General features: G+C 44.6%; 16 protein-coding genes. 2 read left to right on the plus strand and 14 right to left on the minus strand.

The genetic code is table 11. The features are described 5' to 3' along the window. Nucleotides 1-88 precede the first annotated feature (88 nt). The 14 genes from wecG to trxA form a co-directional block, all read right to left on the minus strand. On the minus strand, nucleotides 89-826 hold the full coding sequence (wecG, locus tag ACY3ZI_RS19505; RefSeq protein ID WP_036948834.1) for a lipopolysaccharide N-acetylmannosaminouronosyltransferase: 738 nt from the start codon (nucleotides 824-826) through the stop codon (nucleotides 89-91). 10 nt (nucleotides 827-836) lie between these two features. Beyond that, nucleotides 837-2,192, minus strand: coding sequence for an ECA oligosaccharide polymerase (gene wzyE / locus ACY3ZI_RS19510; protein WP_154599723.1), 1,356 nt, complete (start codon nucleotides 2,190-2,192; stop codon nucleotides 837-839). Then, nucleotides 2,189-3,271 (minus strand): TDP-N-acetylfucosamine:lipid II N-acetylfucosaminyltransferase, encoded by a 1,083-nt coding sequence (locus tag ACY3ZI_RS19515; RefSeq protein ID WP_108478783.1) that lies wholly within the window; start codon nucleotides 3,269-3,271, stop codon nucleotides 2,189-2,191. Before ACY3ZI_RS19515 ends, wzyE begins: the two co-directional genes overlap by 4 nt. Continuing rightward, nucleotides 3,268-4,518: a lipid III flippase WzxE gene (gene wzxE / locus ACY3ZI_RS19520; protein ID WP_036948828.1), complete on the minus strand. Its 1,251-nt coding sequence runs from the start codon at nucleotides 4,516-4,518 to the stop codon at nucleotides 3,268-3,270. The genes ACY3ZI_RS19515 and wzxE overlap by 4 nt, the downstream gene beginning before the upstream one ends. Continuing rightward, nucleotides 4,518-5,648, minus strand: coding sequence for a dTDP-4-amino-4,6-dideoxygalactose transaminase (gene rffA / locus ACY3ZI_RS19525; protein ID WP_487375728.1), 1,131 nt, complete (start codon nucleotides 5,646-5,648; stop codon nucleotides 4,518-4,520). The genes wzxE and rffA overlap by 1 nt, the downstream gene beginning before the upstream one ends. Further along, nucleotides 5,635-6,375, minus strand: a complete 741-nt coding sequence (rffC, locus tag ACY3ZI_RS19530) for a dTDP-4-amino-4,6-dideoxy-D-galactose acyltransferase (RefSeq protein WP_211886809.1) — start codon at nucleotides 6,373-6,375, stop codon at nucleotides 5,635-5,637. The genes rffA and rffC overlap by 14 nt, the downstream gene beginning before the upstream one ends. After that, the gene (rfbA, locus tag ACY3ZI_RS19535; RefSeq protein ID WP_036948820.1) at nucleotides 6,353-7,234 is read right to left on the minus strand and encodes a glucose-1-phosphate thymidylyltransferase RfbA; all 882 of its coding nucleotides are present in this window, start codon (nucleotides 7,232-7,234) and stop codon (nucleotides 6,353-6,355) included. The genes rffC and rfbA overlap by 23 nt, the downstream gene beginning before the upstream one ends. A gap of 8 nt (nucleotides 7,235-7,242) precedes the next feature. Continuing rightward, nucleotides 7,243-8,316 (minus strand): dTDP-glucose 4,6-dehydratase, encoded by a 1,074-nt coding sequence (gene rffG / locus ACY3ZI_RS19540; RefSeq protein WP_181477694.1) that lies wholly within the window; start codon nucleotides 8,314-8,316, stop codon nucleotides 7,243-7,245. After that, the gene (gene wecC / locus ACY3ZI_RS19545) at nucleotides 8,307-9,569 is read right to left on the minus strand and encodes a UDP-N-acetyl-D-mannosamine dehydrogenase (protein ID WP_211886808.1); all 1,263 of its coding nucleotides are present in this window, start codon (nucleotides 9,567-9,569) and stop codon (nucleotides 8,307-8,309) included. Before wecC ends, rffG begins: the two co-directional genes overlap by 10 nt. Beyond that, a complete protein-coding gene (gene wecB, locus ACY3ZI_RS19550; RefSeq protein WP_211886806.1) occupies nucleotides 9,566-10,696 on the minus strand; it encodes a non-hydrolyzing UDP-N-acetylglucosamine 2-epimerase in 1,131 nt (376 codons plus the stop codon). The genes wecC and wecB overlap by 4 nt, the downstream gene beginning before the upstream one ends. Nucleotides 10,697-10,792: 96 nt before the next feature. Beyond that, entirely contained in the window at nucleotides 10,793-11,851 is a 1,059-nt protein-coding gene (gene wzzE, locus ACY3ZI_RS19555) for an ECA polysaccharide chain length modulation protein (protein ID WP_487375730.1), read from the minus strand. 29 nt (nucleotides 11,852-11,880) lie between these two features. Continuing rightward, complete coding sequence (gene wecA / locus ACY3ZI_RS19560) at nucleotides 11,881-12,948, minus strand: UDP-N-acetylglucosamine--undecaprenyl-phosphate N-acetylglucosaminephosphotransferase (protein WP_132496300.1); 1,068 nt, start codon at nucleotides 12,946-12,948, stop codon at nucleotides 11,881-11,883. 552 nt (nucleotides 12,949-13,500) lie between these two features. Further along, a complete protein-coding gene (rho, locus tag ACY3ZI_RS19565; RefSeq protein ID WP_004915469.1) occupies nucleotides 13,501-14,760 on the minus strand; it encodes a transcription termination factor Rho in 1,260 nt (419 codons plus the stop codon). Nucleotides 14,761-15,342: 582 nt separating this feature from the next. Next, nucleotides 15,343-15,669, minus strand: a complete 327-nt coding sequence (gene trxA, locus ACY3ZI_RS19570) for a thioredoxin TrxA (protein WP_036948804.1) — start codon at nucleotides 15,667-15,669, stop codon at nucleotides 15,343-15,345. Nucleotides 15,670-15,786: 117 nt separating this feature from the next. On the opposite strand from trxA, the gene rhlB reads away from it, so the two are divergent. Beyond that, nucleotides 15,787-17,073 (plus strand): ATP-dependent RNA helicase RhlB, encoded by a 1,287-nt coding sequence (gene rhlB, locus ACY3ZI_RS19575; RefSeq protein ID WP_036948801.1) that lies wholly within the window; start codon nucleotides 15,787-15,789, stop codon nucleotides 17,071-17,073. 11 nt (nucleotides 17,074-17,084) lie between these two features. Continuing rightward, nucleotides 17,085-18,587, plus strand: a complete 1,503-nt coding sequence (gene gppA, locus ACY3ZI_RS19580) for a guanosine-5'-triphosphate,3'-diphosphate diphosphatase (protein WP_211886802.1) — start codon at nucleotides 17,085-17,087, stop codon at nucleotides 18,585-18,587. Nucleotides 18,588-18,608: the final 21 nt, after the last annotated feature.

Genomic DNA, 18,608 nt, shown 5'->3' on the forward strand with positions numbered 1-18,608 from the left:
AGCAATTGCAGGTATATTTGAAGATAGAATGGGGGCGCCAGAAATAAATAAACCCGCATTATGCGGGTTTATTCAGTCAGAAAAGCGCTTAAAGCTTACCACCGTAGTAGTAGCCTAAAAACTTCAGCAATTTAAACTGTCGTTTAATTCGTGTTGGTTGGGAAAGTAAGCGATACAGCCATTCTAGCCCTAAGTTTTGCCATACTTTAGGCGCACGCTTAACATGCCCGGTGAACACATCATAAGTCCCACCGACGCCCATATACAAAGCATCAGGATGCACAACACGGCAATCACGCATAAAAATTTCTTGCTTAGGAGAGCCCATCGCCACGGTCACAATCTTGGCACCGCTCGCGTGAATACGCTCAAACAGTGCACTGCGGTCTTCTGCCGTAAAGTAGCCATCTTGGGAATCCACAATGTTGACATTCCATTGTGCGCGTAGCTTCGCTTTGGTCTGCTCAAGAATTTCTGGCTTGCCGCCCACTAAAAATACTGGGGTACCTTCTTTTCCTGCACGCTCCATTAAGCCTTCCCATAAATCGGCACCTGCCACACGAGAAACCTCGGCTTTTGGATATTTACGGCGAATAGCACGCACAATGCTGATCCCATCTGCATAAAGGTATTCCGCCTGCCCTAATAAGGTATTCAGCGCAGTATCTTGCTCTGCGATCATCACTTTCTCTGCGTTGATAGCCACTAATGTGCCTGTTTTGGTCTTACCGTCAGCAAACAGATAGTCCAAGAAATGGGCCATGTTTTTAAAGCCCCAAATATTATGACCTCTGATGCTATATTGAGGAATTGACGACTGTTCCATGATGCTCCTTTTAACGGCTTTCCCGTTGACCACTTTTTAAATATAAAGCGGCTTTGGTACGAATAAGACCGGCACTTTCAAATAACCAGTACAGTAATTTAGCTAACACTAAACATAGCCCGAAGACTAAGCAGAAAAAGACTACGCGCGAGACAAAGGAATCGACCCCTTCACGAGCTAATACAATCATGTTGAAGATGGCGCCGAAACAAAATGCCTGCATAATCGCAGCCTTGTAACGGTTGGATTCTTTTAGACTTAACCCATAAATCCAATCAAACCATTTAATGATCATGCCCACCACGATAGCGCCCAGCGGGATAAACAGCACGCCCCCCATGACCACCAGCGAGCCAATTAACGTAGGCGAAATCGCTAACCCAGAATGGTTATTCAGCACTTCCCAGGTAAAATAGTTAGCCGAGTTTAATACCGTATCAGGGCGTTCAGGCCATACCCATGCTGGAATAAACACATAGAAATCACGGATAATCGGCGCTAAACCTTGGAATTCCATTTGGTCATAATAGCTGAGCAATAATCCTAAGTTTTCCCATGGCGAGAACGTATCGCGAGTTAGATACAAGAAGGTGTAAAACGCTTCGGCACCGCTCACATCAAGACCGTAACGCTTGAGAGCTAACCAGAACATCCCAACAATACTTGCCACACCCGCCGCTGCCAGCATCCAAAGCGTGATCCAGCCTCTGACAATCCCGATAAATAGGAACAGGGCAAATGCCAAGATAATGTTGGCACGGGTTCCGCCTACAATCACATAAGTTAAGAAACCGAATGAAACCGTGCTGATCAAGAAGAAAATCCAGCGTTTTTGCGTGGGTTTCAAGAAATAAACAATCAGCATTGCAGGGATAAAGAAGTAGAAAAAGCGCTTCAATGCCACGCCCGATACCTGACTGGAGAATATCTGGCTATAGGATTTCAACTTAAACAGCAAGAAACCGTTATCCATGAAAAAAATGCCTACAGTAACCACCGCCACGGCAATCAGCAGTAGACAGGTCAGATTGGTTTCCACCTTATTCATACTAAATACGGCGCGACGCTGGGTATCCACGCGCTTAGTTAAACGCGTTTTGTACGTCACATAGTAAATGGCGTAGAAGCTGGTTGACGCCAACATGGCATACATCAAGTAATCTGCGGGGACGATTGCCACGTCAAACTGGAAAACCAATGCACAAGTCAACGGGAATCCGAAGTAAAACGTCAGCAAATACAATAAGGTAAAGAAAATATTAAAATTAAAGCGCACGCGCAAAAACTCTTTATACATCAGCGTGCCGATAAAGATAATAGAGATTAGGTAGATAAGCGCTAAGCCACCCAATTCAAGCAATGTCATGCTTTCGCCTCCGCAATGCTGAGGATCTGTTTCCAGCCATCAGTAAAGTTAGGCGCAAAGAATTCAATATGCTGTTTATTCAGCGAATTCATTTGGCGTTGTGCTTCATCCACTAATGGCAGAGTCAGCTCATCACCATAGAAAAAGACTGGGACATTCTGCGCCGTTAAATCTTGCCAGAAGGTATTTTGGCGACTAATGACAAAAGGAATAGAGAACTGAATAAGCAAACAAACCGTTCCAACCCCTTGTTGGCGATTAAAAATAAAGTAGCCAAGGTCGCAGGTTTTCAGCAAATTCAGGTAATCATCGAACGCCATACGTTCTTTAAGAATATCCACCTGCCCCTGAGGGAATTCGCTTTGTGCTGCTTGCTCAACTTCGGCAATATAGTTTTGGTTATTCGCTGGGTAGCCCATCGGGACTATCACCTTCACCTTGTCACCAAATTGCTGTTTAATCGCGCTCAGCGCTTCCACATGACGATTAGAGCGGTCACCTGAGTTACCGAGCAGGATAGTTAATTGCTCGCCCTCACGAGGCTGACGTTCGTTTAGCGTCAATGCCGGATCCATACGCGTCGGGAAATAGAGAACCGATGATGGCACATTAGGATTCGACTGCTGAAAATGGCACAAATCTCCCCGTGTTGCACAAACGTGCCCCACTTTTTTTTGAGCCAGACGACGTAGAATATAAAACAGCTTGAATTTCAGTGAGCTAGATTCTTCATAGAGATCAGCACCCCAAATATGCCACCAGAATTGATGGGATTTTATCTTGCCAAAAAGCAGTGCTAACCAAATTGGCGCATTAAATTGCCCATGGAAGAAAAAGCGTGTACGACGCTCCGCTTTCGCGCGACGAATAACGCTATCTGCAATAGATTGTTTGCTGTCAAAAACTTCAATTTCAAGCATCGGATAGGCAGCAGCAAGCTGCGCATCCTGGCTCACCACCATAAAATGCGGCTTTTGTGACGGTGCCATCTCTTGGCAAATAACGTTATTAAAAAACGTTAAAACCGTCTGATTATGATGCGGGAGATCAGATCCCAGTACATGTATTAAGGTTGTCATGCTCGCCTACGGTAGATCAAAAATACGCAACAACAGAGAGTAAAATATACGATATAGGTCGCCATATAGGCTTGTGTCGCCCCCACGGCGCCATGTTCAGGAATAAACCAATGGGCAAAGCCCGTTAACAGAACAAATTGGCTTACTTCCGTAAGAACATAAAAACGCAGCGCTGCTTTCGCGATGACGAGATAACCAAAGACGTAAGCACCCACTTTCAATACATCGCCGACCAGCTGCCAAGCAAACAGGTCTCTCATCCCTGTAAACTCTTTTGAGAACAGCAGCCAAATCGCAAAATCACGCAGCAGCCAAACCGTAAAGCTCACGGCGGCAACAGCCGGTAATACAAACTTCAATGCCTTAACAATTTCGGCAGAAATTTCATTTTTATGCTGTAAACGGGACAGCGTGGGCAGTAAATAGACCGAAAATGTTGCTGTGATGAATTGTAAATAGGCATCCGAAATCGTGGTAACGCCCGTCCATAATCCCACTTCATCCCAGCTATAAGTCTGTGCCAATAAATTTCGCATCATGATATAGGCAACAGGCAGTGTGATTGCCGTGAGCATTGCCATGATGGTGAACTTACCTAAATTAGTGGCAATGGCTTTATCCCATGCGGGTTTGAGTGATGACAACGCAAATTGTTTACGTCGAATAATCATCCCAACCGCAGGCAATACCACTAAAGCGGGTACCAATGCTAGCCCTGCAAGTGCGCCATCATAACCTCCCATCAGATAGCATAAATAATAGGCGACTACGCCGATTATGCTACCAAAAATGATGGCCGTCGCATTCCCTGCAGCGTCTCGGTAACCTTTCAAAATCGCCAAGAAATAGTTCGCATACGCGATACCCATTTGAATCAAGGCAACCATGCGGATCACGCCACTGTATTGCTCAGTATCAAATAGTGCAGCACTGATAGGGGCGCTACATAGCAAGAAAATAATCGCCAGTAACGTTGAAAATCCGAGGATTATCGTTGAAGACGTTCCCAGCACAGCCCGTAATTTCTGCGGATCTTGATGGTGTTCTGCCACATATTTTGTGACGCCATTGAAGATCCCAGCGCCAGACAATACGCCTAGCACCGTAATTAATTGGCGGAAGTTCCCCGCTAGACCCACACCACTAGGGCCAAATGAGACTGCAAATAATTTCACGATCAACAGGCCCACCCCGATTTTAATCAGGGTAGACCCAGCAGTCCAAACCGATGCTTTAGCGAGTGACATTAGGCAAAGAACGCTTTGATTCGCTCAATAACCACTTGTTGCTCGTCGTCTGTCATGTTGTAGAACATTGGCAGGCGCACTAAACGGTCACTTTCAACCGAAGTGTATTTGTCTTCACCGTGGAAATAGCCGAATTCCAGTCCAGCAGGGCTGGTGTGCAGTGGCACATAATGGAACACCGTCAAAATACCATGGGATTTCATATAGTCATTGAACGCTGTGCGCTCTTCCACATCTTTGAGTTTGATATAGAACATATGGGCATTATGCTTCAGCCCTTCCGGCACGGATGCTAACACTAAACGACCTGCAGCCACCAGTGGTTGTAACGCTTGATAATAGCGATCCCACAGCAGTAAGCGGCGTTCGTTGATTTTGTCTGCTTCTTCTAACTGCGCCCATAAATAGGCTGCTTGTAAGTCAGATAACAGGTAGCTTGAACCGATGTCACGCCAAGTGTATTTGTCCACTTGACCACGGAAAAATTGACTGCGGTTTGTACCTTTTTCGCGGATCACTTCTGCGCGGTTAATCAACGCCTTATCATTGATTAAGGTCGCACCACCTTCACCACCCGAAGAGTAGTTTTTGGTTTCATGGAAGCTATAGCAACCAATATGACCGATGGTACCCAGTGCTTTACCTTTATAGGTGGACATCACGCCTTGCGCTGCGTCTTCAATCACAAATAAATTGTGTTTCTTCGCAATCGCCATGATGGTGTCCATTTCGCAAGCCACGCCTGCGTAGTGAACAGGAACAATTGCACGTGTACGATCAGTGATTGCCGCTTCAATTTTGGTTTCATCGATATTCATCGTATCTGGACGAATATCCACAAACACAATTTTAGCGCCACGTAACACGAATGCGTTAGAGGTCGATACGAAGGTAAAGCTTGGCATGATGACTTCATCGCCTGGCTTAATATCAATCAGGATCGCTGCCATTTCTAATGAAGCGGTGCAAGACGGCGTTAACTGGACCTTCGGACAGTTAAAACGTTTCTCCATCCACTCTTCACAACGCTTAGTGAAACCACCATCCCCGCACAGTTTGCCACTTGCCATGGCCTGCTTCATATACTCAACTTCAGTACCTACAACGGGTGGTTTATTAAATGGAATCATGTTGTCCCCTGTATAACCAATATGCTGTGCTGGCGATAGCCGCACCGCTACGTGAATAAAGATTTAACGCCGCAACATTGCTCATTTGTGTGGCAACATTTAACTGTCTTTTTTGGTGTTGCACACACCACTGATACGCTGCTGACATTAATTTCCGACCGATACCGCGTCCTGCTGCACTTGGCGTTGCCGCTAACAGCCCAATTCGCGCTGTATTTGCATCAAGGCTGCGTAGGCTAACGAAACCTAAAATATCACCTGCATTATCTCTAAGGAGTAAACAGGTGTGGTCAAAGGTGCCGAGAACGGCTTTTTCTATCCATAATGCATAAAACCGACCGCTGTCCCCTTCATGGTACCAAGGGGTTCTAAAGCGGCTGTTACTAAACACAGAGGCCGCGGTGTCGCGCAGAGAAACAATATCCCCTGTTTGTGCAACAACCACATTATCCGCCTCTGATAACGCTGTGTTTAGATAAGCATTTTCTGTGCCAATAGTTAACGCAAAATCAATTTCGCCTTCAACAAAACTGAATCCCATACTGGCAAGTTCATCGATTTTAGCTGTTTCGGATGCCGCAACTTTCGCTTGCACAATATCAAACTTATCCAATTGATAAGAAAGAATAATCTGCGCATCAGTCGCGGCGAAATCCAGTTTCGCCGTTGAACGTTTGAAAAAATCAGACTCCCAATCTAGGGGATCAATATTGGCGCGGACGGACACGAAGTAAGTCCTCTAAATATTTGCCATAGCCCGTTTTATTTAGGCGAGTTGCCGCTTCTTTGACTTGGTCGTCAGATAACCAGCCATTGCGCCATGCAATCTCTTCTAAACAAGCCACTTTAAAGCCTTGGCGTTTCTCAACGGTCTGAACAAATGTTCCGGCTTCAATTAAGCTGTCATGAGTTCCAGTATCTAACCAAGCGAATCCACGACCAAGCAGTTCAACGCTAAGCTCGCCGCGCTCTAAATACATTTGGTTGATAGAGGTAATTTCTAATTCACCGCGCTCAGAAGGTTTTACTTGTTTAGCAAAATCAACCACTTGGTTATCATAGAAATATAAACCCGTTACTGCCCAGTTTGATTTTGGCTGTTTTGGTTTTTCTTCGATAGACAACGCTTTAAAATTGTCATCAAATTCCACCACACCAAAACGCTCAGGATCCATGACTTGATAGCCGAACACTGTCGCGCCTTTTTGGCGTGCCGCGACTGACATTAATTTAGGGCTGAATGAGTGACCGAAGAAAATGTTGTCGCCCAGCACTAAGCAGCAAGAGTCCCCATTAATGAACTCTTCACCAATGATAAACGCTTGAGCCAGCCCATCTGGAGAAGGCTGTTCCGCGTAGCTCAATTCGATACCAAACTCATGACCGTCGCCCAGCAAACGCTGGAACATTGGCAAATCATCCGGCGTCGAAATCACTAGAATTTCGCGGATCCCTGCCAGCATTAACACTGACAGCGGATAGTAGATCATTGGCTTGTCATAGATAGGCAGCAACTGTTTTGAGATGCCGCGAGTGATCGGGTGCAAACGCGTTCCCGAGCCACCAGCCAGAATAATACCTTTCATATTGCCTCCTAGCTGCCTAAGCCCAGACGTTCACCGGCATAGGAGCCATCTTGCACACGACGCCACCAAGTTTCGTTGTTTAAATACCACAGAACCGTTTTACGGATCCCGGATTCAAACGTCTCTTCTGGTGTCCAGCCTAATTCACGCTCAATTTTATCGGCGTCAATGGCGTAGCGCATATCATGACCAGGACGGTCTTTCACATACGTGATTAAGTCGCGGTAATGAGCAACCCCTTGAGGTTTCTGCGGGTGCAGCTCTTCAAGTAATTCGCAAATTGTTTCAACCACTTGAATATTACGACGCTCGTTATGACCGCCAATATTGTAGGTTGAACCTGGCTGTGCTTGAGTCGCCACTAAATGCAGCGCTCGCGCATGGTCTTCCACAAACAGCCAATCACGAATTTGCTCACCTTTGCCATACACTGGCAGCGGCTTACCGGAAATCGCATTCAAAATAATCAATGGGATCAGCTTCTCAGGGAAGTGATAAGGACCATAGTTATTTGAGCAGTTGGTGATCATGGTCGGTAAACCATACGTTCTCTGCCACGCACGCACTAAATGGTCGCTAGACGCTTTTGAGGCTGAATATGGGCTGCTTGGTGCATACGGTGTAGTTTCCGTAAAGAAGCCATCAGGACCTTCCAAGTCGCCATACACTTCATCAGTTGAAATGTGATGGAAACGGAAAGCCGCTTTTTTACTATCTTCAAGTGCAGACCAGTAATGACGAGCCGCTTCTAACAGGGTGTAAGTACCCACAATGTTGGTTTCGATAAATGCCGCTGGACCATCAATTGAGCGGTCAACGTGGCTTTCTGCAGCTAAATGCATCACGACATCAGGTTTGTGTTCAGCAAACACTTTATCCAATGCTGCACGGTCACAAATGTTCACTTGTTCAAAAGCATAGCGCTCGCTATTGGCGACTTCCGCTAATGATTCCAAATTGCCCGCATAAGTTAAGCAGTCAACCACAATCGCGTGGTCTTTTGTGTTTTCAATCACATGACGAACAACAGCAGAGCCGATAAAACCGGCTCCACCTGTAATTAAAATACGTTTCAACGCCATACTCCTTTTGTATCCACGACCCATTTTTGTGGGATAGCAGAACCTTGGATACCTTTAAACAGGTTATGGTCGACTAACATCAGGATCACATCCGCTTCGCTCACAGCAGTTTCAATAGAAACCAGCTCCGCAATACCTTTCAGTGCAGTTGGTAATTCGTGAATATGTGGTTCAACCGCAAATGTTTTACCTGGGTTCCAGTTCGCAACCATTTTGGTGATGTGCATTGCTGGGCTCTCACGCAGGTCATCGATATTTGGTTTGAACGATAAACCGAAACATGCGATTTTGATTTCATTCGCTTTTTTGCCAGTTTCCACTAAGCAATCAGCCACTGCGGCTTTCACTTGATCAACAACCCAGATTGGCTTGCCATCGTTAACTAAACGAGCAGTGTGGATTAAACGAGATTGTTTTGGGCTTTGTGCCACGATAAACCATGGGTCTACTGCGATACAGTGACCACCAACGCCTGGGCCCGGTTGCAAAATGTTCACGCGAGGATGACGGTTTGCAAGGCTAATCAGTTCCCAAACATTGATATCTTGGTCTGCACAAATCAGCGATAATTCGTTAGCAAATGCGATATTGACGTCACGGAAGCTGTTTTCCGTTAACTTGCACATTTCAGCTGTTCTTGAGTTAGTGATTACACACTCACCTTCTAAGAAGATGTTGTACAGTTCGCTAGCACGCAGTGAAGATTTAGGTGTCATCCCGCCGACAACACGGTCGTTTTTGATCAGTTCAACCATCACTTGACCTGGCAGTACGCGCTCAGGGCAATATGCCACGTCGATATCTGCTTCTTCACCAGCTTGGTGAGGGAAGGTCAAATCAGGGCGAGCTGCTGCTAACCACTGTGCCATTTGCTCCGTCGTACCTACTGGAGACGTGGACTCCAGAATCACTAAGTCGCCTTTTTTCAGGACTGGTGCGATAGATTCAGCTGCCGCTTTCACGTACACCAAATCAGGCTCGTGTTCACCTTTGAATGGTGTCGGAACAGCAATCAGAAATGCGTCTGCGGGTTGTGGCTTGGTGAAGGCTTTTAAGTGACCGTCTTCAACTGCTTTTTTCACCACAACGTCCAGCTCAGGTTCCACAATATGGATTTTACCTTGATTGATAGTGTCAACAGCATGCTGGTTGACATCTACGCCGACAACCTGCTTCTTACGAGATGCGAAGGCTGCCGCTGTTGGTAAACCGATATAACCGAGGCCGATAACAGAAATAGTTTCAAAACTCATAATTTCACCTGATTGCTTTTTAATGCTGCAAGAATACGCTGACAAGCATGACCATCACCATACGGGTTATGTGCGCGGCTCATTTCGTGATATTCCGCTTCATCTGTCAGTAACCGATTAACTTCATTTACAATGGTTTGTGTATCTGTACCCACTAAACGGACTGTTCCTGCATCAACAGCTTCAGGGCGTTCGGTGGTATCTCTCATAACTAAAACAGGCTTGCCTAAAGATGGCGCTTCTTCTTGAATACCGCCGGAATCCGTTAAAATCAGATACGCGTGGTTCATCAAATAGACGAACGGCAGATATTCTTGGGGACTAATTAAGATAATATTATCAATACCATGCAGAATACGTTTTACAGGCTCGCTCACATTCGGGTTTAAGTGAACAGGGTAAACCACTTGAACATCAGGGTGAGTTTGAGCGATATCCGCTAATGCATGGCAAATGCGCTCAAAACCACCACCAAAACTTTCACGGCGGTGACCCGTTACAAGCAACATTTTTTTATTTGGATCGATAAATGGGTAATTTCCGGCTAATTCAGCCATCATGTTTTGGTTACCCATTACCTTCTCTTTGACCCACAACAGCGCATCAATGACCGTATTACCCGTCACAAAAACATGGCTATCGGGAATGGATTCGTTGAGTAAGTTTTGGCGCGAGTTTTCTGTCGGTGCAAAATGGTACTGAGCAAGGTGCCCCGCAATTTTACGGTTACCTTCTTCTGGCCATGGAGAGTAGAGGTTCCCTGTGCGCAGTCCAGCCTCAACATGCCCGACAGGGATGCGATGGTAGAATGCCGCAAGACTGGTTGCCATTGTTGTGGCGGTATCGCCATGAACAAGGACAACATCGGGTTGGAAATCCGCAAATACTGCCTTTAATCCTTCCAGAATACGGCAAGTAATATCGGTTAAATCCTGACCTGGTTTCATAATGTTGAGATCATAATCGGGCGTGATCTCAAATAAGTTCAGTACTTGATCTAGCATTTCACGGTGCTGAGCGGTGACACACACTTTCGCTTCAAAGTCTGCATCATCAGCAAGAGCATGAACCAATGGAGCCATTTTAATGGCTTCAGGCCGTGTGCCGAATACAGTCAATACTTTCACAGTGACTCTCTTATATTTTCTTCGCAGTTTACTGCTTTCTTTAGTTTTAATGATGCTATTTCGCCACCGACCTTGCCGCCGGTGGCGAATATGACATTACGATGGGCGACGGCGAGACAGTACCACTCCGGCACCTACTAACATACCAATTGTACCCCACAGAACGGCAATGAATGCTCTGCGCGGACTATCGCGTTTGATTGGATCTTCAGGCGTACGCAGATAACGATACGCGTGGAAATTATCTTGAAGAACAGGCTCAACATTCAGCGTTGATAACATCGCCACATTCTGATCATAATCTGTATCAAAATCTGGACCAGTTGCTTTTAACGTCTCAATTTGAGCTTGCAGTAATGGAACCCCTAACATGAACATTTTTGAGTCAGGAATTTCATCCACTGGCGCAGTGGTTTGATTACGCGAAATGCCTTGTTTTTCCGCTACTTTTAGGGCTTGTTCAAGGCTATTTAGACGACGATCATACGCTGCCGTTGCGACCATCGCTTCACGTTTAACTAACGCTTTCATTGATTGGGTTTTGGTTGCCCAAGTCCCTTTCAATTCATCATTCAAATTTGTGGTTGCGCGCTGATTAGCAAACTCAATATATTCACGTAAAAGTTGGTTGCTGTCTGTTGCTGTTTCAGCCACTAACTTCACGCTATCTGTTGGGTTTTTGAGTGCATCAGCTGGCGTATATTCGATATTGTTGATTAGCTCATCCAACAATGCCGCATCCGCTTTCGGATCATTCTCCAAACGCTGTTTATAATACTCAGTACCTAACCAAAATTGGCGGCGAGTATCGTAAGAACCAAGTTGTTTGGTAAATTCTTCATAAGCTTCTTTGGCAATCGTTGGTAATTGCCCTTCTTGCCCCACCGCATTAATACGAGAATCAAGGTTGCGCAGAAACTGTTGCTGAGAATAATAACTTCCCAGATTGTTCACAGTTGGTAAATCCGTGATAGCCGTTGTGCTCCACTTCGGCTGCATAAAATAGGACGCTCCCAGTGCAATCGCAGCAAAAATCACTGCACATGCGACGATCCAAATTTTACCCTGCCATAGTGAGCGGCATAAATCACGAATATCTAACTCCGCTTCAAGCGAGGTTTGATGTTGATTAGGTTGCGTTTCTGAGTTATTCACTGCACAGAACCTCTATAGTTCGTTTGTCGTTACCGGACCGCACTCTTACGCGCACGACGTCTAATTCGTTTGATAAAACGGGCGACTTTCCATGCTCGCTTGATGCAGTAACCATACATCATAAATACAAGCAAAAATAATGCCAACATTACCCATTCAGGAACGAATGAGAGGCGTTCGCCAATAATACCAATACACGCAAGAATTGCCGCAGCCAATGTGATGATTACAAATGCCCCTTTCGGGGTAAAACCTGAACGCATAATCAAGTGATGAATATGCTGACGATCCGGTGAAAATGGACTCATACCTTTACGAATACGGCGGTACATAATTGCCACCATATCCATAAGCGGAATAGCAATAATCCATAATGCAGTCACTGGGTTGATTGGATGAACGTCTTCTTGTGTTGATGCTACCAAGATCCAAATAATGGTAAAACCAATCAACGTACTTCCCGCATCACCCATGAACACTTTAAAGCGACGCCCTAAAACACCCATATTCATGAGGATATAAGGAAGGATAGCCGCTATAAACGCAAAACACCAAAACGCTAACGCATAGTTACCATTTTGATACAGTAAGAAACCAAGGGCACCAAAGGAAACCGAGGACAAGCCGCCTAACAGGCCATCAATACCATCAACCATGTTGAAGGCATTGATCGCAGCCCAAACGGCAAATAAGGTGACGATATAACCAAATGGCCCAAGTACCAGTTCCCAAGGACCAAATGCATGGCCTAGAGATTCCAGTGACAGCCCACCCGCAGTCATCATTACCACGGCGACAATCGCTTGAACTCCAGCACGTAACTTCACACTGATGTCAAACCTATCATCCAGTGCACCAACGAACACTAAGAGCCCCGCACAAGCAATATATAGCCACTTATGGGGAATATATTCTTCTGTGATCATAAACGCGAAGCAAACGCCAAAGAAAACAGAGATCCCCCCAACCAGCGGAACCAATCCTACGTGTTTCTTCCTGAAATTCGGTTTATCAACCAAGCCAATTTTTTTAGCTACGATACGCGCGACAAAAATAAAGGCTAAGGTAAACAAAAAGACATAGAAGAGATTACTCATAAAGTGTGTGCTATCCACTGTTCTACTCTCTTATATTTCTATCTAACTTTTAAACACTAAAACTTTTGGTTGCTGTGATAGAAGTCCATCACACAGTATTCGAACAAAAATCAATCGTACGCTAAAACACATTTTTCTTGTTTTTAACATGCACAAAACATGCCGAAAAAAACATACAGCTCAAATTCAGCATAAATAAATAGTTTTGTGTGACAAATTTAACCTAAAGATTTTATCCTTTAATAAAGCAAGATGCATGCCATAAAACACAATCTCAGATTTGTTAACCATGATTTATGATTGTTTCCATCTAAACGAGTAAACATCAGCCATTGGTTCTACTTAAGTATAAAAATTAATGTAGAAAATACCATCTTCTAGTGAATAAGCTAGTATCCGTTAATTATTTTATTTTACACATAAATAAAGTAACTCATGCTCATGTTGATAAATAATAAAGACTATTGTTTTGTGAATACTCACAGTTCATTGATAAAAAAAATAGGCGCTCTAATTAGAGCGCCTATTTCTATACTCATAATCCTAACGAGACTATGCTCTTTTCATAAAATCAAAGAACTCTTCGTTAGTCTTAGTCATAGCTAATTTGCTGATAAGGAATTCCATTGCATCGATTTCGCCCATTGGGTGAATAATCTTACGCAGAATCCACATTTTTTGCAGTTCATCTTGAGAGGTGAGCAGCTCTTCTTTACGTGTACCAGAGCGGTTGTAATCAATCGCAGGGAAAACACGTTTTTCAGCAATTTTACGGGACAGGTGTAATTCCATGTTACCTGTTCCTTTAAATTCTTCGTAAATTACTTCATCCATTTTCGAACCGGTATCAACTAACGCGGTTGCGATGATAGTCAAGCTACCACCTTCTTCAACGTTACGAGCAGCACCGAAGAAACGTTTTGGACGATGTAATGCGTTTGCATCCACACCACCAGTCAATACTTTACCTGAAGAAGGTACGACGGTGTTGTATGCACGAGCAAGACGAGTAATAGAATCCAGTAAAATGATAACGTCTTTTTTATGCTCAACCAGACGTTTCGCTTTCTCGATAACCATTTCAGCAACTTGAACGTGACGCGCAGCTGGCTCATCAAATGTTGAAGCGATCACTTCACCTTTAACTAAGCGTTGCATCTCAGTAACTTCTTCTGGACGCTCATCGATTAGCAGAACCATCAATACGCAGTCAGGATAGTTGTGGGCAATGTTAGCCGCAATATTTTGCAGTAACATGGTTTTACCCGCTTTCGGAGGTGCAACGATCAAACCACGCTGTCCACGGCCGATAGGTGCGGCTAAGTCCAATACACGCGCAGTTAAATCTTCAGTAGAACCGTTACCACGCTCCATGCGCAGACGATTATTGGCATGTAATGGGGTTAAGTTTTCAAAAAGGATTTTGCTGCGGGCGTTTTCAGGTTTGTCAAAGTTAACTTCGTTAACTTTCAAGAGGGCAAAATAACGTTCACCTTCTTTCGGGGGACGAATTTTTCCTGAAATGGTGTCGCCGGTGCGTAGGTTAAAGCGGCGAATTTGGCTAGGGGAAACATAGATATCATCAGGGCCTGCGAGGTAAGAACTGTCTGCTGAACGGAGGAAACCAAATCCATCCTGCAATATTTCCAGTACGCCATCGCCGAAAATATCTTCTCCACTTTTAGCATGCTGCTTCAAAATTGAGAAAATAATATCCTGCTTTCTCATACGGGCTAAGTTCTCTAGCCCCATGTTTTCGCCTAACGTAATCAGTTCTGATACTGGCGTATTTTTTAATTCGGTAAGATTCATAATGGTGGGTTCTTTAACTCGGGGTATTTCTCGAACTATGAACGTAAATTGGAGGCAACTTTTATAGTGAACCTATTTAGTATAGTGAACCTATGAAGCGCCAGTTTAACTTTATAGTGCCCTGTTGATAGATATGGACTCATAACCAACAACAATGCATTAAAATTTGTGCTAGCTACAACTAATATTGCTGTGAAGGTGTTGTGACTAACGAAAGCGTTATAATCATCAAGATGACATGCCGCATATTATTAGAAACGTAATCAATATTAGCAATAGTTTTTTATACATTTTAGGACAACATCTTATCCCTAATACAGCCCATTTATTTTACTCAAGACTTAAGCCACAGTGATACAACCATGAATTATCAACTTTATATTAATAATCAGTAACTAAAATTGGCATTGAACAGAACTGCAAGCTAGACGTTTCAGAAAAGAGCAAAGGCAAACAAGGTAATTCTTACGGGTACTCTATGAGGAATGCGGATAACTTATCATGCTTAAATGGGGACGTCTAGCGACTCTCTATATAAAATAAATGCGCCGCTAAACGTTTTGGCTTATATAAAGCTATAACTTACAGATTTTCGTCTAGAAATTCTTTCAGTTGAGTTTTAGATAAAGCACCAACTTTAGTTGCAGCTACACTGCCGTTTTTGAATAATAACAGTGTAGGGATACCGCGAATACCAAATTTTGGGGCAGTCGCTGGATTATCATCAATATTCAGTTTTGCGATAGTCACTTTGCCTGTATATTCTTCAGCAACTTCATCAAGGATTGGCGCGATCATTTTACAAGGTCCACACCATGCAGCCCAGAAGTCGACTAAAACAGGTGAACTTGCATTTAGAACGTCTGACTCAAAACTTGCATCAGTAATATGTTTAATTTTGTCGCTCATGTTGTACTCCAAAGGATCATTTTTACAGACATAGTGTAACATTAATTGGCAGCAGTATGCTTTATTTCAAAAGATACGCTTTCGTAAACCAACCGATAACTGATATTCTAACATACTATGAGTAAAGCACACTTGACAGAAAAGAAGTTTTCCGACTTCGCATTGCACCCAAAAGTCATTGAAGCACTTAATAAAAAAGGCTTCAACTTTTGCACGCCTATTCAGGCGTCTACCCTGCCTTATACTGTCGAAGGCAAAGATGTTGCGGGGCAAGCACAAACAGGTACAGGTAAAACGTTAGCATTCCTAACGTCTACATTTCATTTTCTCTTAACTCACCCGGCAATTGAGGGGAAAAAAACCAATCAGCCACGTGCGCTGATCATGGCACCTACTCGCGAATTAGCCGTACAGATCTACTCCGATGCTAAAGAGCTCGCTGAGTACACTGGTTTGAAAATGGGTCTAGCCTATGGTGGTGATGGCTATGACGAACAATTACGCGTACTACAAAACGGCGTTGATATCCTTATTGGAACAACGGGTCGCCTTATTGATTACGCAAAACAAGGTCACGTTGATTTAGCGGCTATCCAAGTTGTTGTTTTGGATGAAGCTGACCGTATGTATGACCTCGGTTTTATTAAAGATATTCGCTGGCTATTCCGCCGTATGCCTGGCGCAGCGGACAGACTCAACTTATTGTTCTCCGCGACGCTCTCTTACCGTGTTAGAGAATTAGCGTTCGAACAAATGAACAGCCCGGAATATGTGGAAGTTGAACCACTACAAAAAACCGGTCACCGTATTAAAGAAGAGTTATTTTATCCATCCAACGAAGAAAAAATGCGCCTGCTGCAAACGCTACTCGAAGAAGAGTGGCCTGAGCGTTGCATTATTTTCGCAAATACGAAACATCGTTGTGATGATATCTGGGCTCACCTTGCAGCTGATGGTCACCGTGTCGGGTTATTGACTGGCGATGTCGCTCAGAAAAAACGTCTGCGTATTTTAGATCAGTTCACTCAAGGTCAAATTGATATCTTAGTTGCGACTGACGTTGCCGCTCGTGGATTACATATACCATCAGTAACTCATGTATTTAACTATGATTTACCTGACGATTGCGAAGACTATGTACACCGTATTGGACGTACAGGTCGTGCGGGTGAAAGCGGAAATTCTATCAGCTTAGCGTGTGAAGAATACGCACTAAACTTACCTGCAATCGAAGAGTATATTCAGCACTCTATCCCTGTCAGTAAATATAACAGTGATGCACTGCTGAGCGACCTGCCGGCACCAAAACGCCGTCATCGTCCGCGCCCAAGTGGTCCACGCCGCAATTCTAATGCGCCGCGTCGCCATAATGGCCCACGTAATAACCATAAACGTGCAGGCTGAGTAAATACCCTATGCTGAAATCTTCTTCTCTGTATGCCGCTATCGATTTGGGTTCCAACAGCTTTCATATGCTGGTTGTTCGCGAGACCGCAGGTAGCATTCAGATTATTTCTCGGGTTAAACGGAAAGTTCGCCTGGCTGCGGGTTTAGATAAAGATAATGTTTTATCTGAGCAAGCCATGGAGCGAGGCTGGCAATGCCTGCGTCTCTTCTCAGAACATCTGCAAGATATTCCTAACTCGCAAATTCGAGTTGTGGCAACCGCGACATTGCGCCTTGCCAAAAATGCCGATGTTTTTATTGAGAAAGCCAGCCAGATCCTCGGAAATCCCGTGAAAGTGATCCAAGGAGAAGAAGAAGCTCGCTTGATTTATCAAGGCGTCGCCCATACAACCGGCGGTCCAGAGCAACGCTTAGTGGTTGACATCGGGGGCGGCAGCACCGAACTTGTCACTGGTACAGGCGCTAAAGCTCAGTTACTTTATAGCCTCGAAATGGGTTGTGTGACTTGGCTTGAACGCTACTTTAGCGACAGAACGCTAACAGAAGAAAACTTTGCTCAAGCCGAAGCGGCTGCTCAACATGTCATTGCGCCTATCGCAGATGCCCTTAAAAATCACGGGTGGAAAATTTGTGTCGGCGCATCAGGCACTGTACAGGCGATTCAGGAAATTATGATTGCTCAAGGGATGGATGAACTCATCACCCTGAGTAAATTACAGCAACTGAAGCACAAAGCTATCCAGTGCCATAAGTTAGAAGAGCTTGAAATCGAGGGCCTCACGTTTGAACGTGCCCTCGTTTTCCCGAGTGGCTTATCGATTCTGATCGCGATTTTCAAGGCACTGAATATCGAAAATATGACATTAGCCGGCGGCGCTCTTCGCGAAGGCTTAGTGTACGGCATGCTTGAACTACCTATTGAGCAAGATATTCGCGCACGCACATTACGCAATATTCAGCGACGCTTCCTTGTGGATATTGAGCAAGCTAACCGCGTGTGTCAGCTTGCTGAACATTTCTACCTCCAAGTTGCCAAAGAGTGGGAGTTAGATAGCCGTTGCCGTGATTTGTTATCCAGCGCTTGTGCATTACACGAAATTGGGCTAAGTGTTGATTTTCGCAAAGGTCCAGAGCATGCAAGCTATTTAATCACTCACCTTGATTTACCAGGCTTCACTCCCGCGCAAAAACGTTTTCTCGCGGTTCTTCTCAAGAACCAGCAAGGTCAAATCGATCTCGCTTCCCTGAGCCAACAAAATGCACTACCCATTCAGCAAACTTACGCATTATGCCGTTTATTACGACTAGCCATTATTTTCGCCAGCCGTAGACGTGATGATACATTACCAGCATTGCGCCTTAATGCTAATGGACAGGATTTAACCATCGCATTGCCGTACCGCTGGCTTGAGGAGCACCCTTTACGAGCTGAGAATCTACAGCAAGAGGTTCAGTGGCAAGGGTATGTGAATTGGCAATTGGCCTTAGAAGAACGTAATAGCTCCAATTGATATGGTTCTAAATTGGTGATG

It is taken from the genome of Providencia sp. LY12 (assembly GCF_057621555.1).